The sequence below is a fragment of the Acidobacteriota bacterium genome (assembly GCA_020845575.1).
Lineage (GTDB): Bacteria > Acidobacteriota > Vicinamibacteria > Vicinamibacterales > Vicinamibacteraceae > Luteitalea.
Window position 1 is genome coordinate 23,661 of record JADLFL010000048.1, and the last position, 15,070, is coordinate 38,730.

11 protein-coding genes are annotated in these 15,070 nt (G+C 69.1%); 5 read left to right on the forward strand and 6 right to left on the reverse strand.

Features of this window, described 5'->3' with window-relative positions; genetic code table 11:
* Positions 1-12: 12 nt before the first annotated feature.
* Genes IT182_14060 through IT182_14070 form a run of 3 tightly spaced genes read left to right on the forward strand, consistent with a single transcriptional unit; the run spans position 13 to position 1,527 of the window.
* Positions 13-576, forward strand: coding sequence for a sigma-70 family RNA polymerase sigma factor (locus IT182_14060; GenBank protein ID MCC6164470.1), 564 nt, complete (start codon positions 13-15; stop codon positions 574-576).
* A complete protein-coding gene (locus tag IT182_14065; protein ID MCC6164471.1) occupies positions 573-950 on the forward strand; it encodes a hypothetical protein in 378 nt (125 codons plus the stop codon). The genes IT182_14060 and IT182_14065 overlap by 4 nt, the downstream gene beginning before the upstream one ends.
* Positions 951-996: 46 nt before the next feature.
* On the forward strand, positions 997-1,527 hold the full coding sequence (locus tag IT182_14070; GenBank protein ID MCC6164472.1) for a DUF4252 domain-containing protein: 531 nt from the start codon (positions 997-999) through the stop codon (positions 1,525-1,527).
* 77 nt (positions 1,528-1,604) lie between these two features.
* On the opposite strand, the gene IT182_14075 is transcribed toward IT182_14070, so the two are convergent.
* From IT182_14075 to IT182_14090, 4 genes are read right to left on the reverse strand one after another with little or no spacing between them, the layout of a single operon-like run.
* A complete protein-coding gene (locus IT182_14075; GenBank protein ID MCC6164473.1) occupies positions 1,605-2,363 on the reverse strand; it encodes a hypothetical protein in 759 nt (252 codons plus the stop codon).
* Complete coding sequence (locus IT182_14080) at positions 2,363-7,054, reverse strand: hypothetical protein (GenBank protein ID MCC6164474.1); 4,692 nt, start codon at positions 7,052-7,054, stop codon at positions 2,363-2,365. The genes IT182_14075 and IT182_14080 overlap by 1 nt, the downstream gene beginning before the upstream one ends.
* Entirely contained in the window at positions 7,051-7,743 is a 693-nt protein-coding gene (locus IT182_14085) for a DUF1175 family protein (GenBank protein ID MCC6164475.1), read from the reverse strand. Before IT182_14085 ends, IT182_14080 begins: the two co-directional genes overlap by 4 nt.
* Complete coding sequence (locus IT182_14090) at positions 7,722-8,666, reverse strand: glycosyltransferase family 2 protein (protein ID MCC6164476.1); 945 nt, start codon at positions 8,664-8,666, stop codon at positions 7,722-7,724. The genes IT182_14085 and IT182_14090 overlap by 22 nt, the downstream gene beginning before the upstream one ends.
* A gap of 117 nt (positions 8,667-8,783) precedes the next feature.
* Here IT182_14090 and msrP point away from each other — a divergent pair, with 117 nt between their 5' ends.
* Together msrP and IT182_14100 are read left to right on the forward strand one after the other, a co-directional pair.
* Positions 8,784-9,731, forward strand: coding sequence for a protein-methionine-sulfoxide reductase catalytic subunit MsrP (gene msrP, locus IT182_14095; GenBank protein ID MCC6164477.1), 948 nt, complete (start codon positions 8,784-8,786; stop codon positions 9,729-9,731).
* A 183-nt stretch (positions 9,732-9,914) separates the two neighbouring features.
* The gene (locus tag IT182_14100; GenBank protein ID MCC6164478.1) at positions 9,915-10,547 is read left to right on the forward strand and encodes a sulfoxide reductase heme-binding subunit YedZ; all 633 of its coding nucleotides are present in this window, start codon (positions 9,915-9,917) and stop codon (positions 10,545-10,547) included.
* On the opposite strand, the gene IT182_14105 is transcribed toward IT182_14100, so the two are convergent.
* Positions 10,490-12,910, reverse strand: coding sequence for an IPT/TIG domain-containing protein (locus IT182_14105; protein ID MCC6164479.1), 2,421 nt, complete (start codon positions 12,908-12,910; stop codon positions 10,490-10,492). The two genes, IT182_14100 and IT182_14105, sit on opposite strands and share 58 nt — an antisense overlap.
* Positions 12,911-13,005: 95 nt before the next feature.
* Positions 13,006-15,070, reverse strand: a 2,065-nt coding sequence (locus IT182_14110; GenBank protein MCC6164480.1) for a hypothetical protein, incomplete at its 5' end; no start/stop codon positions are given.

Sequence of the window (15,070 nt, forward strand, 5' to 3'; positions counted from 1 at the left end):
CCTGGTGAGCGCATGAACGCCCCAGCCGCCATCCTCACGCCGCCCGCCCGTGCCGACAGGGACCAGCGCCTGCTCGATGCCGCGCGCGCAGGCGACCTCGACGCCTTCGAGGCGCTCGTGCGACGGTACCAGCGCACGGTCTACACGCTGGCGTGGCACGGCCTGCGAGACCAGATGGCGGCCGAGGATGTCGCGCAGGACGTCTTCCTCCAGTTGCACACCGCGCTGCCACGCATCGCGTCCGGCGCGCACCTCGGGGCGTGGCTTCGACGCACGACGTCGCATCGCGTCATCGACGCGCTGCGCGCCAGGCGCGTGCCTCGCTCGCTCGAAGACATCGCCGAACTCCAGGTCGACGCGGCACCATCCGATCCGCTTGCGGATCGCCTGGTGCACCGCGCTCTTGCCCGACTGGCCCCTCGTGCGCGCGTCGTGGTGATGCTGCGCTACATGGACGATCTCGCACCGACCGAGATCGCCGACGCCCTCGACATGTCGTTGAACACCGTGAAGAGCCACCTGCGCCGCGGCCTGCTCGTGCTGCGTGCGCGCCTGCAGCGGGAGCAACGCCGATGAACCCCGATGCCCGTCTCCGCCGTGCCCTCGCGCCAGTCGATCCACCGGACGGTTTCGCGCAGCGCGTGCGCGCGCGCGTCGAACGCGATGCTGTGTCGGCGCGCCGGCGCCCCGTTGCGCGCGTCACGCGATGGCTGGCGATTGCCGCCACCATCCTGGCCGTCCTCGGGGGGCCACTGGCGTGGCGCGAGTACCAGGTGCGTCGAGAGGCGCTCGCGGCGCGCGCGCAGGTGCTGCTGGCGCTGCAGATCGCCAGTCGCGAGCTCGATTCGGCGCAGCGTCGCGTGGTGCGTCCCGTGGACACGCGAGGCGGCGCGGCAACAGACAGCCAACGGTCGGGCTCCGAGGGCCGACCCGACCGGAGCGAACGTTGAGAACCGACTGTGGTCGGGAAGACCGATCCTGCCAGGAGAGACAGTGATGCGTCAGCGAATCGTGAAGTGTGCAGTGGTGATGACCGCGGTGCTGGCAGCCGTACCGGCGCGAGCGCAGTTGCTCCAGTTGCCGGACATGTCACGGCTCTCGACGGGCGCCGTCGACGTGGTGGACGTGTCTGTCGATCGCGCGCTGCTCGGTCTGGCGGCGGCGTTCATGTCGGGCAGCGGCGATGAAGGCGAGGTCAAGTCGCTCATCGCGTCGCTCGAAGGGATCTACGTGAAGAGCTTCACGTACGACAGGGACGGTGCGTACGACCCGTCGGTCCTCGATGGCGTGCGGCGACAGCTCGGCATGGGGCAGTGGTCGCGGCTGGTCGCGGCAAAGTCGTCGGCAGACAAGACGGACGTCGCGGTCTACCTGTGGCGCAACGGCGACAGGCCCGGCGGTATCGCCGTCCTGTCAGTCGAGCCGCGCGGCATCACCGTTGTCAACATCGTCGGCTCGATCGACCTCGAGCGCCTGCGCAAGATGCAGGGCAAGTTCGGCGTACCGGACTTGAAGATGGACAGGTAGGCCGGCAACCGGCAACGGGCAATCGGATGATTGGCGTCCGCATGAGCGGGGCCGGGCCATGAGGGCCGGCCCTACCGTCAGGCGGGCGGCATTCCCGGCACGCTCGGCACCTCGGCATTCCTCTGCACGCGCGTGGCGGCGGTCAGCAGGAGTGCCGCCCACGCCAGTTGGGTGAGCAGGTAAATCACGCCCAGTTTGACGGCCGTGAAGACGGCTTCGACCGTGGATGCGGGCAGGGCGCGCGGACGCCAGTACACCGCCTGCCATGGCGCCCAGACCAGCAGGACGACTGCCACCGTCGCGATGCCGAGCACGCGCCAGTGAAAGGCGGCGGTGAGCCACTTCATCGTGAGGACGTCGCGCCACTCGTAGGCGGCGATCCACGCAAGGGTAGTAGCGCACCACGCGGGAACCACCACCCACTGCACGAACGCGACGACCCACCGCACCGCGGTGTGTACACCGCCGGTCCGCGTGATGTCGCCTGCCGCGATCGCCGCGGCGTCGAACTCGCCGGCGTGACCCATCCACCACCGCTCGACCCAGCCCGCGCCCGCGCCGATCACGCCGATGACGATGATGGCGAGGAGTGCGAGCGGCAGGCGCCGCGCGGCAGGCAGCAGGCTGGGCCACGGCCTGCTGTCGTGCACCAGCGCGTGCGACGCGGACGCCGATCCGAGCACCAACAGCATCACCGCCAGCAGCACCAGCAGCGCAGACAGCGTGAGCATCAGCACGTTGGCTTCGGGCGTGTAGAGGAAGCCGAGGAGCGTCGCGCCAGCCAGCGCGTCGATCGTGGCGACCCACAGCGTCGTCCTGATGAGGGCGGCGATCATCACTCGGGCTCCTGTGCGCTCGGCACGTCGAGCGTGGCTGCGGCGCTCGACGCGTAGACGCCGGGCACGTACATCGGGGTGACCTGTGCCGGCATCGCGCGGAACCGTCCCGGCGTTGTCACGCGCAGCAGGTACGCGAACTCGGCACGTCCTTCGAGCGCGTCGAGGAACAACGCCACCCTGTCGTCGCGATACTCGCGATGCGAGCCGAACGTCCACTGCGGCGGTTTGGCGAGATCGAGCAGATCCGGCCTGGCGACGGCTTCCGCACCAGCGGGGATCGGATCCTCGATCATCAGGTACCGCCAGTCATTCGAGCCCGCGACAACGAGCCTGACGAGGATCAGGTCACCAGGCTTCGCGGTTCCGGTGAACGGCACTTCGTCGTACACGACGCGGCCCCGCCGTTCCACGGGCGTCAGTGAGAAGTACTTGCGGCTCAACGCGAGCTTGCGCGTACCCGTGCGTTCCAGACCCTCGCTCGTGTCGTAGTAGCGCGCGCTCGCGGTCCAGTAGACGGGCCCGCCGGTCGAGGCAATCGTCACGGGTGTCTTGCCGGCCTGAACGGGCAGCGTGACGATGGCGGGGAAGGGGCGCGTCCAGTCGGCGGGCGTGAAGTCCACGCGCTGTGACTGCCCGCCAACCGTCACGGTGACGGTCACCGGTGCGGGCCGCTCCTGCCGTCCCTTCATCGCGCCGAGCAGACCATACAGCGCCATCGCCGTCTGCTTCGTGCTGTTCCACGTCATCCCGCCCATGCGGTTGGCCAGCAGCCAGCGCACCGCCGGTTCGACGAGCGCATCATCGGGTCGCACTGCGGCCAGTGCCTGCACGGCGGCGGCCGTGGCGTCGGCCGTGGCGTCGCCCCAGTCGCCCAGCAGTGGGTCGTTCTCCGCCGGCCACCACGCCAGATCGCCGCGCGTCTGCGCGCGCGTGGCCAGCATGCCGGCGAGTTCGCCGGCGCGCGCGTCCTTCCGCTCGTGCAGCGCGAGCAGCAGCCACGCCTGGCCGTATGGCGTCATGTCGCTGCGGCGCTGCCACAACCCGTCGATGAACGCCGCCAGTTCGAAGCCGTCCTGTCGCGGCAGCATGTCTGCCGCCGCGGCGCGCGCGAGCACATACGCGCCGTAGGCCTCGAGTTCAGGCACCATCGCCGGCGTGGCCGCGAGCAGGCGGGCGAGCGCCGTGGTGCCGTTCTGCAGCGCCATGTACGGCACCTGGACGTCCGCACCCCGTGCTTCCAGCAGGCCATACAACGCGTAAGCCGTCATGAACGGGTGATCGTCATCGGTCGCCCACCAGCCCCAGGCGCCGTTGCCATGCTGCAGGCGCACGAGCCTGTCGACGCCGGCGCGCGACACGCGATCCAGCATGCTCATGCGCTCGGTTGGTGCGAGCTCGAGTTGATCGAGCGTGCGCAGTACGAGGAGGTTGGGCACGAAGGAGGAGACCGTCTGCTCGGTGCAGCCGTAAGGGTAGTTCACGAGATCGTCGAGCGCGCCGAGGAGCGAGCCGGCCATCGACGGCATCAGGCTCACCACGGCGTGACGTGCGAGTGGATTGGACGTCTCGGGAATGTCGATCGCGACATCGCGCGACGCGCCCGCCGCCGTCGAGCCCGACACGCCGACGTCGCGCCGCGCACCGAACGGCAATACGGGGAATGTCACCTCCATCGCGTCGCTGGCGGACGCGGCCGTGGCCGTGCCCGTCACCGTGGCGGACCCCGGTGCCGTCGCGGTGAAGGCCCACTCGGTGCGCACCGCACCACCGGTGGAAACCGTCACGCCCTGCGCGCCGGACGAGGCCGCGTCGAGCCCTGAGGCCGTCATCGACACGGAGACGGGGATCGCGCCGCCTTCCTGGTAGTTGTGCACGATCGCCGGCACGCGCACCTCGTCGCGCTCGGTGAGGAAACGCGGCGGCACCACGCGCAGCAGCAGGTCGCGCGTGGTGATCGTCCGGCTGAGCGCCAGGCCTGCCTTCGTGTCGCGCGTCACGGCCCGTGCCGTCAGGCGCCATGTCGTCAAGGAATCGGGATACGCCACGCGCACCGTGGCGGTCCCGTCCGCGGCCGTCACGACGGACGGACTCCAGTAGATCGCGTCGGGAAAGTCCTTGCGCACGCGCGGCCGTTCCGGCGTGTCGCCCTTGAAGTCCGCGAGCGACAGCGGCCGCCGGCGCTGCGCGAGTTGCATCCGCAACGTTCCCGAGTACCCCATGAAGTAGTACTGGCGCGAGTAGTCGGTGGACACGTGGCTGTACTCGGTGCGATAGAACACGCGCAGCGGATCGGGCGTCGTGTCGCGGCGTACGCCGTACAACGCCTCGTCAACGACACCCAGCGCGATCTGCGCCTGGACCGGTGCGCCAGCGGCGTCGAGCGTGCGGACGCGGAAGACCCCGGGCTCGCCCGGCCGGTACACGGTCTTGTCGGGCGTCACCTCGATCGTGAGGGCGCGCGTGGCGGGCGGCACGCGCAGCTTCTTCTCGGCGTAGTAGACGCGATCGTCCCGGAGGTACAGCAGGTTGACCCACGTGTCGCCGATGTCGGCGTCGGTGACGGGAACGTCGAAGACGCCGTCTGTCGTCGGCTGACGCACGTCGTACCACGTGAGCGTGCGCGCTTCCTTGGTGAGCAGGACCGGCGTCGATGGCGCGGTGCCGCGGACGGCGATGCGTGCCGTGTCGCCCGGCGCGTACGTGGCCTTGTCGGCGATGAGCTCGAACGACTCGCTGTCGCTCTCGTATGTCTGGTCGGTCGCGCCGGGTATCCAGATGTACGTGTTGTCTGCCACCTCACGGTCGCCCGACATCGCGCGCGCCTCGATCAGGTAGCTCCCCGGCGACGCCGGTGCCTTCGTCTCCCACGAGGCCCGCCCGTCGCGCCCTGTTGTCGCGGTGCCGGTCGTGATCACCTCGCGGCGCTGCTCCTGTGCGGACCAGTCCCACTCGGTGCGTACCAGTTGCAGCGCGACGGGCACGCCCGCCACGCCGCCGCCGCTGTAGTCGACGACGCGGACGCGCGCGGCGATCGTCGTGCCAGGCCTGGCGACATAGGGTGTGGCGCGCGCGGCCACGAGGAAGTCGCCCCACGTGGCCACGACCATCCCGCTGCCGGAGACTTCGAGATCGCTCGCGTCGCGGATGCGGGCTTCCAAGCGCACCTGCATGTCGCTGGACGTGTCGCTCTCGGGCAGCGTCACGGTGAAGCGTGCCTGGCCCTGCGCGTCGAGTGTGGCGGTCAGCGTCTCGCGCTCGTCGCCGCCGTAGAAGTAGCCGCCGCTGTCGTTGCCTTCGCTGTCGCTGTCCACCCATCTGAGCGGCGAGTAGTACGGCCCTGTCTGCACCACGAGCCTGACCTCGGCGTCGCGCACGGGCTGACCGAAGTAGTAGCGCGCGTTGACCGTCACCTCGACCTTCCCGCCCTGACGCGCGAGCTTCACCGCGGGCGTGACGTTCACCTCGAACTCGGGCTTCCTGTACTCCTCGACCTCGAAGGAGCCGCTGGCCTTGTGTTCGCCCGTGAGGACCTCGACCGAGTAGACGCCGAGCGACGCGCTGGCGGGAAGCGCGAACTCGGTGTCCACGGCGCCGAACTGGTCGACGTCGCGGCGTACCCGCTGCAGCACGCGTCCCGTCCTGTCGGTGATCGTCATCTCCACCGATTGCGCGTCGAACGGCTCGATGGCGATCCCCGTGCGCCATCGCAGGATGGCCTTGGCCTTCACCGTGTGTCCGGGCCTGTAGATCGGCCTGTCGGTGAAGACGTGCGCGACCAGTTCCCGTCCCGTCGTGCCGAGACCGTACGACGGAGGTGTGCTGGCCACTGCCTGCTCGCCGCACGTGGCCACGGTGATGATGTCGTCGGCGGTGATCGCGCCGACAGGGATCGCGGCGAGACCGCGCGCGTCCGTACGCGCCGTGCCGATGGTGGCCTTGTCGGCGATCGCCGTCACCGCGCACCCGTCGACGGGCGTGCCCTGCATCCGGTCCACCAGGTAGGCCAGCATCGTGCCCGGCGCGACCTTGGTGACGAGCGCCACGTCGGACACCATGAGGATCGTGTAGGCGAGCTGCGTGTCGTGGACGGCTTCGACGAGGTAGACGCCGGGCTGCGTCACTTCGATCGGGATGCGACGGACGTCGGTGTCGGCCAGTCGCGGGAGCATCTCGCGCCACGAGGCGACGACCTGCTTGTCGTTGAGCAGCGGGACCTGCGCGTAGGCCGTCAGGCCGAGCTGTACGCGGCGCTGGACGAGGGCCTGGTCCGCGCCGGCGCGACGTTGCTGGCGGTACTGGCGGCTGGTCTGCCGCCGCAGGAACGACTGGAGGTCCGAGCGCCGGCTCGCCTTCCATGAGGCGAGGCGCTCGAGCCATGTCTGCTCGGTGGGCACCGTGTAGGTGTCACTGCCGAGTGTGTGCGCGTCTTCGAGTGTGGCGAAGAAGGCGGACGCGTCGGCGACGCGATAGATGCGGAAGTCGAGCGAACCGAGGCGCTCGAAGGTGAGCGTCACGTACGGCGCGGCTTGCGTGGTGAAGATCTCGCTACTCGAGAGCGAGAACGCCGGCTGGTCGGCCGGGCGCGCGGCTTCGTCGTTGTCCTGCGCGTGCGCCCGCTGAGGCGTCACGAGCGCGATGAGCGCCAGCAGGACGGCGACCGTGCGGCCGAGGAGAGAAGACGTGGTCATGGAAGCCTCAAACGATGGACGCCGAGGAACGCGGGGTTGTCGGCGGTCGGGCGCCAGCGGGGTGCCGGATGCCGCCGCAGATCCGCAAGCGATGCCTTGCGCATCTCGCCCGGCTGCTGCGTGGCCGTGTCGGGGCCGGTGTGATAGACGACCCAGTCGGCGCGATCGGGTTCGAAGGCGGACCGGCCGACGAACACCATGAGGTGTTCGGGGTAGCGCTGGCCTGCCTGGTGGAATGCGAGGATGTCGCCGGGCCGTGCGGCCGAGGCGTCGCGGCTGACAAACGTCGCGTTCAGGCGAAGGATCGTGCGCGCGTCGGCGAACTCGGCGTAGCGCGGCGGGGTGTCGGCGGAGACGCGGAACAGCGGCACGCTGTCTGCGTCGGTCGTGAGCGGCACGCGGAGTTCGGGACGCACGTGGCCGCCTGGAATCGCGATGCGCCGCAGCCATTCGGGCGAGTGCGGCCGGAGCGCCTCGCGCGCGGCGTGGCGGACGAGTCCCGCGCAATCGCTGACGTCGGCGGTGGGGCGATAGAACTGTGCGTCGGCAAGCAGCGTGAACCACGCGACGAACGCCGCGCGGTCCTGCGGACCGCGATCGCGCAGCACGGAACGGCCCGCCGCGCCCTGTCGCTCCGACGCGATCGCGGGCACCACGAGCAGAACAGTCAGTAGCGCGACGACACGCATTCCCGTGCGTGAGAGTCTACCCGACGCAAGGCGACAGGCAGTGCGGCGGCGTAGGCGCGGGCCTCCGCGGGACGGCCGCGGAGCAGGCTCAGGGTGATGCGCAGCGCGAGGCCGGCGATGAGGAGCGGGCGGATCAGGACGCGTGTCGCGAACCCGCCGTGCTTGGCGACGTAGCGGAGCAGGTTGCGATACCAGATCGATGAGAACGAGCCGAGGCCGATGGCGCGCATTGCCACGCCGCCTTCGTGGACCACGCGCGCGCTCGCGACGTAACGGATGCGCCAGCCCGCCACGGCGATGCGGCGACAGAAATCGACGTCCTCGAACCATGCGGGGTGGAACGTGGTGTCCAGGCCGCCGACGGCGTCGAACGCCGCGCGACGGACGAGCAGGCACGCCGCGGCAGGCTGGTCGACGTCCTGGTCGCGATCGCGGTCGAGATCGGTGGCCAGGTACCGCGCGCTGGCGGGGTTTGTCGGCCAGACGTGATCGATGAGCAGCAGATCCACTGCCCATGTGGCCAGTGTGGGGAACCGGCGGATGCTGTACTCCGGCTGCGGACGCCCATCGGTGCCGACCAGTTGCGCGCCGGCCAGCGCGATACCGTCGTCGGCGGTCGCGTCGGCGAGCAGGCGCGCAATCGCGTCGCGCGTGACGAGGATGTCGGGGTTGAGCACCAGCACCCACGGTGTGTCGGTGGCGGCCAAGCCCGCGTTCACGCCACCGGCGAAGCCGAGGTTCCTGTCAGACGCCACGACGCGCACGCCGGCACGCGCGCGTGCGATGTCGGCCGTCCCGTCCGTCGAGGCGTTGTCGACCACGACCACCGGCCAGCCCGTCTCGCGCGCCGCGTCGAGCGCCGCCGGCAGGTGTGCGCGGGCGTTCCAGGCGACAAAGAGCAGGGTGACGGGCGTATCGGTCACGAGGCGCCGCCCAGTGTGCCACGGACGCGAGGCTGCCGAAGGAGCGGCCTGGCACTGGCGTCGAGGCATACTGGTGGTTGGACCGCCGTGACGGGCGGTCGTGACAGCGAGGGACGCATGCTGATTCGCAGGGCGACGCAGATTCCGGCGCGGGAGATCACCGACGAGCGGCTGTACCTCGATCGACGGGCGTTCATCAAGTCGTCCGTCGGTGTCGCGGCTGGCGGGCTGGCCGGCGCGTTGATGGTGGGCGACGCGCACGCACAGACAGCGCTCACCGGCGTCACGAAGAGTCCGCTGAGCACGACGGGCGAGAAGCTCAACTCGTTCGAGGACATCACCAGCTACAACAACTTCTACGAGTTCGGTACCGACAAGGGTGACCCGAAGGCCCACAGCGGCAGGTTCAAGCCGCTGCCGTGGACGGTGAAGATCGACGGCGAGGTCGGCAAGCCAGGCGCGTACACCATCGAGGATCTGCTGACGCGTTTCCCCCTCGAGGAACGCGTCTACCGCCTGCGGTGCGTGGAAGCGTGGTCGATGGTCATCCCGTGGGTCGGGTTCCCGCTCGCGAGCCTGTTGAAGCTGGTCGAACCCACGTCGAAAGCGGGCTTTGTCGAGTTCACCACCATCGACCGCGCGTCGGAGATGCCCGGCCTCCGCTATCCCGTGCTCGAGTGGCCGTACAAGGAGGGCCTGCGCCTCGACGAGGCGCAGCATCCGCTGACGCTGCTCGCCGTCGGCCTGTACGGCAAGACGCTCCTGAACCAGAACGGTGCGCCGCTCCGTCTCGTGGTGCCGTGGAAGTACGGCTTCAAGAGCATCAAGTCGATCGTGCGCCTCAGGCTCACGGCGGGGCGCCCGCAGACGTCATGGAATCGCTCGGCGCCGCAGGAGTACGGGTTCTATTCGAACGTGAACCCGGAGGTCGATCATCCGCGCTGGAGCCAGGCCAGGGAACGCCGCATCGGCGAGTTCTTCCGTCGCGAGACGCTGATGTTCAACGGCTATGCCGACCAGGTCGCGAAGCTCTACGCCGGCATGAACCTGAAGCGGGAGTTCTGAAGAGGACCATGTGCGAGCGGTTGTGGTGATGCGCGGGTCCTGTCGCCGGACAGCCCCACCCGTCCTCCTCGCCAAGTGCACTCGTACGGGAGAGGCTCGTCGGCACGGGCGGGGCGGCCCCGTCCGGCGCCACCCGCGCACACGTCGCTGCGCTCACGTGATGGGTGAGGTGGATTCGTACGGATGCTGACTGCACGTCGTCTGAAGCCGCTGATCTGGATCGTCTGCCTCGCGCCGTTGGCGTGGCTGGTGTATCGGATGGTGTTCGGCGGGTTGAGCCCGAATCCGATCGACGACATCACCGACCAGACGGGGCAGTGGGCGTTGCGCTGGTTGCTCGTGAGTCTGGCGGTGACGCCCATCCGGCGGCTGACCGGATGGAACGGGGTCGTGCAGTGGCGCCGACTGCTGGGGCTGTTCGCGTTCTTCTACGTCTGCCTGCACCTGGCGACCTACGTGGTGCTCGACCAGTTCTTCGACGTCAACGCCATCGCCGCCGACATCGCGAAGCGCCGCTACATCACGGTTGGCGTCGCCGGCTTCCTGCTTCTGCTGCCGCTGGCCATCACCTCGACGCAGGGCTGGATTGGCCGGCTCGGACGTCGCTGGCAGACCCTCCACAGACTCGTCTACGTCGCGGCCGTCTGCGGCGTGATCCACCTGCTCTGGATCGTCAAGGGCAACGACCTGCGCGAACCCGCGACTTACGCCGCGATCCTCGCCGCGCTGCTGGTCATCCGCGTGTTGCCGCGACGCCCCTACTTCGGGAAGTTGGCGATCAGCTTGGTCGCGATGATCTCGCCCATCCTGTCGTAACCCCACTGCGTGGGGTGCAGACCGTCAGGGCACATGTCGATGAGGACGAAGCGCTCGCGCCGGACCTGCTGTTCTTCGGCCAGCAGGTACGTCAGGTTTCCAAGTTGCTCGGCGGCCCACAGGTCCACGGCGGGCTCACCGGTGGCTTCGTTGATGCCATAGGAATCGAAGCGTGTGAGAAGCACGCGCAGGCCCTTCGCCTTGGCGTCCTGCGTGACGACGCGCAGCGAATCGCGCACTCGTTCCGGTGTACGCCCGTCGTTCAAATCGTTGACGCCCTCCAATACGACGATCACGTCGTGGGGTGCCAGATAGTCGGCTGGACGCGGCTGTGCACCGTTGGGCGGCGGTTCGGCATAGAAGCAGTTGGGTAGCCCGGCCGTGCAGCGGGCCGCCCGTGTCTCGCCGTCAGGAACAATCGCTTCACCGGGCCAGCCGGCGTTGGTCACGAGTACGTACTGGCCGTACTGCGGTACCGCGCGCAACCCGTTTCTCAGCACGAGCGGGTACGGGCGGTCGACGTGCAAATCGACTTTCTGGCCGGCGACGATCTTGTTGGTCACGCCCCACGTGATGCTGTCGCCGAAGGCCAGGATGCTGAAGTAGCGCGTGAAGTTCGGCGCGTTCATGTAGCGGCCGTTGGTCAGGACCGCCACGGGCACGGGCCCGGCGTTTCCGTAACCACCTGCTTGCGTTCGTGCCGGCGTGGTGAACGTGATCTCCGTTGACGTGACCGATGAGGGCAGCACGCGCTGGCCCGCGAAGTACACCTCGGTGGTGCCGCCGAACCCGGAGCCGGTGATCGTCACCGACGTGCCTCCGGACAGCCTTCCTGACGTGGGCGCCATGCTCGTGAGGCTGACGGCGACAGGCTTGTTCGCGGGCGCCGTGATGGCGCCGGTCCATGGCGTGCCGCCGTTGGCGTGGCCGCCCGTGAAGTCGTTCCAGTACATGGCGCGCTCGGCGACGAATGGCAGCGGCGAGTCGCCCACCGATTCGAGGAACGCGGCGAAGCGCCGGCCGTTCAACAGCGCGTAGTCCGGGTCTGCAGTGCCGCCCTGTACGACGGGCCAGATGTTGGTGCGCGTGTTGGCCGCCACTGGCACCGTGACGACGACGCCGCGCCCGTCTTCGGTGACGAAGGTGGCGCGCACCTGGATGGGCGACGCGTTCGGGTTCACCAGCAGGAAGAAGCTGTCGAACGTCGCGCCGGACGGATCGCCGCCCTGCCGTCCCTCGGCGAACGCCCACGTCGTCTGTGGCGCTTCGATCCCCGCGACAGCGTGGCCCTCCTTCCAGGGGAAGACCGGACGCGTGGGGTCGGTCGCGCTCGGCGTACCCCAGTACACGGCGCGCTCGGCGACGATGGGGATCGTGCTCTCGAGCTTCACGGAGAAGGACACGCCCGGCAGCAGGAGCGGACCATCCTCGCCATCGCGTTCCGCGTCGGTCCAGATGTTGAAGCGGCTCTTCTTGCCGACCGTGTACGTCTTCGTGATCGGCGTGCCGGCGTCGAGGTAGTACGTGGCCGTGACCTGCGCCGGCGTGTCGGCGTCGTTGCCGATCAGGATGAACGTCTCGAAGGCGATCGAGGGATTGCCGCCCGTGAACCCCTCGGCGAAGTACCACGTGGATTTCGGTTCCGCGATGCCGAGCTCGTCGTGCCCGCTTTTCAGCGAGTCGAAGTACATCGCGCGCTCGGCCACGATGGGACCCGTGGCCTCCACCACCGTGGAGAACCCCTCGCTGGCGAGTGGCTCCTCGGACGTCGGCCACAACGTCTCGCGGCCCCCTGGGGGGATCGCCCTGTTGACGGTGATGGTCGAACCGTTGCTGCGCAGGTATGTGACGTCGGCCGTGACGGGCGTCGTTCCGGGGTTGGCCAGGAGGATGAAGGTCTGGAAGATGCCGCCAGACCCTTCCGCGAGGACCCAGCGCGTGGCAGGTGCCGTGGTGCCACTCGCACTCGATCCGCCTCCATAGGGCACGGCATCCTGTGGGAAGAACAGGCTACGCTCCACGATGATGTCGGCCGGCGTGTCGGTGCCCTTGATCACGGCGGAGACGCGGGCCGATGCGGCACCGTTCAGGCCGGGGAACGACTGCTTCAGGTTCACCGTGAGACGGCCGGTGGCCGGCAGCGTGAACGTGACGGGATTGGGACCCGTGAAGATGGCGTCGCTGCCGGGGAGCAACTGGACGCTCACGGTGAGCGCCGCGCCAGACGGATTCCCGACGAGGATGTCTTCATCGAAGATGGCGTTGCTGGCGCCTTCGGCCAGGAACCACGTACTGGCGCTCTGTGCGAACGCATCAGTGCTGCAGCACAGCAGCATCACCAGGAGCAGGACACGCATGGGCATACAGGTATCGACGGGTCAGGACGTCCCGAGCCCTTGAGCGTACCGCGCCTCACCGGACCGGAGCAACACGGCCGGGCACCGGACACCAGCATTCGTCATTCGACATTCGGCATTCGTCGCTCCCACATCTCGATCCGTGGATTGATCTTGTCGAGATTGGTCAGGCCGAGCTGCGTGTAGCGCGACAGGTAGGCGGGATGGGCCTGGAACGCCCACCACGGCACCGGCGCCTGCCACGCCGTGCGCAGCCCATATCCGAGTGTGCCGTCCTCGAGCGCGGTCCGCATCTGGAAGCCCGTCGGATCACGCGCGTCGTAGCGATTCATCCAGGCGCGATCGAAGACCAGCACGGCAGGGGTCCACTGCGCCACGTCCTCGGCCGACGCCTGGAGGTCCACGACGGGGAGGGTGTCGGTGCGCGGCAGGTACGTACGCGGCGAGAGGAGCCCGACGAGCTCGCGCCGGGCCGCAGCGCGATCGATGAGCACGCGCTCGGCCACGTAGCGCGAGTCACGCGTCATCAGGACGTTACCTGTCAGCGCGTGTCCAGCGGTGTACGCGATCCCGAGTGCACCAAGTATCGCGACGGCCGGGCGCCATTGTCGCTCGCGCCAGAGTCGCAGGGCGAACGGGCCGGCGAGCGCGGCGAGGAGCACCGCCACACCGAGGAGGAACCTGTCGTACGTGTAGCGGATGACGGGCAGGAACAGCCCGGCGTACGACAGGAGTGGCACGGCGACAGCCACGGCCAGGCCGCGACGTTCCCGCGTGGCCCACACGACGGCCGCCGCCGTCAGGACGAACAGCGGGATGCCGAACATGAACGAGAGCAGCTCGAACTCGAGCGCGAGCAGGCGCAGTTGTCCCGCAAGCGTCGCGGGCACCATCGGGGCATAGGTCCCCACGCGCGCGACCTCGATGTGTCGCGGGAGCGTCGTCCAGTCGAACGGCACGAGATAGATGGCCGCGAGCGTACCTGCGGCGACCAGTGCCGCCTGCGCCCACACGCGATCGAACAGCGCGGTACGCCACGGTGTGTCCGCGGTATCCGTGACGGCCTGCCGCCGAAGCACGATGAGCCAGGCGGGCATCAACAGCAGGAATCCCGCGGCCTGATCCTTCGTGCCGACGGCACAGGCGCCAAAGAACGCCGCGAGCCACACCAGCCGCGGCGACCACGACCGTGCCAGCGCGGCCACGCACGTACACGACGCCAGCGTCCAGTAGAGATACGGCACGTCCACGTTGGCCGTCTTCGCGTAGTAGAGGAGCGTGCTGCACGACGCGGCGGCCGCGACCGCTGCAAGGCCTTCGCGGGCCGAGCCGTGCAGACGCACCATCAACGAGAGCCACGCGAGGCAGCCGGCCGCCATCAGGACCGTCACGGCACGCATCGACGCGTGCAGCACGAAGGTCCCCGGATACGCGCTCGCCACCCAGCCGTCTGCGGCCGATGCCGTCTCGATGATCGTCGGGAGGGGCGCCAGGATGTAGAAGTGCAGCGGCGGATAGATCGAGGCCCACGGCGCGACGAAGCGTGCGGCGATGCCGTCGAGGAGCCGTTCCGGCGTGAGTTCGTCGGGCGCCCAGCCATCGACGTCGGCGGGCAGGCCCCAGCAGAGCCCCCACACCATCGGCATGGCGGCGATGGCGAGCGCGAGGGCCAGGGCTGTCCCCGCACGCGGCAGACCGGCCAGGCGCTCGACTGTCCTGAACGCGCGTACGCCGATCGCCAGGAGCAGCGCAAGGTAGGCCCCGCAGCCCGCGGCCGTCGTCAGCCACGGCAGCCAGTCGCGTAACCATCGACTGACGCGAACGCCGAGGGACGTGTCGCCCGTCGCGAAGAGACGACGCGTGGCGTCGAGACGACGCGACAGTCCGCCGGGCTGACCGATCCACGTGTCGAGGTATGCGTCGCCGCCGGCTTGCTCGTAGTCGATCCTGATGGCATGCCGGCCAGCGGTGATGTCGCGCACGCCGAAGCGCCACGTGCGCGGATGGAGTCCGCCGTTGTCGACCACGAGGTGCCCGTCGATCCACACCCGCGACCCATCGTCGGACGCAACGGAGAACAGATGCGGGCCGGATCGGGCGGCGAGGAAGGTGCCGGTCCACGTTACGCGGAACACGTCGCCCGGGACGAGCGCGCGCAACGATGTG

Bases quoted from the DNA above. Each gene is read 5' to 3' on its own strand.
- IT182_14065 (MCC6164471.1), top strand. From the start codon at position 573: ATGAACCCCGATGCCCGTCTCCGCCGTGCCCTCGCGCCAGTCGATCCA.
- IT182_14100 (MCC6164478.1), top strand. From the start codon at position 9,915: ATGCTGACTGCACGTCGTCTGAAGCCGCTGATCTGGATCGTCTGCCTC.
- IT182_14080 (MCC6164474.1), bottom strand. From the start codon at position 7,054: ATGACCACGTCTTCTCTCCTCGGCCGCACGGTCGCCGTCCTGCTGGCG.
- IT182_14060 (MCC6164470.1), top strand. From the start codon at position 13: ATGAACGCCCCAGCCGCCATCCTCACGCCGCCCGCCCGTGCCGACAGG.
- IT182_14105 (MCC6164479.1), bottom strand. From the start codon at position 12,910: ATGCCCATGCGTGTCCTGCTCCTGGTGATGCTGCTGTGCTGCAGCACT.
- IT182_14075 (MCC6164473.1), bottom strand. From the start codon at position 2,363: ATGATCGCCGCCCTCATCAGGACGACGCTGTGGGTCGCCACGATCGAC.
- msrP (MCC6164477.1), top strand. From the start codon at position 8,784: ATGCTGATTCGCAGGGCGACGCAGATTCCGGCGCGGGAGATCACCGAC.
- IT182_14070 (MCC6164472.1), top strand. From the start codon at position 997: ATGCGTCAGCGAATCGTGAAGTGTGCAGTGGTGATGACCGCGGTGCTG.
- IT182_14085 (MCC6164475.1), bottom strand. From the start codon at position 7,743: ATGCGTGTCGTCGCGCTACTGACTGTTCTGCTCGTGGTGCCCGCGATC.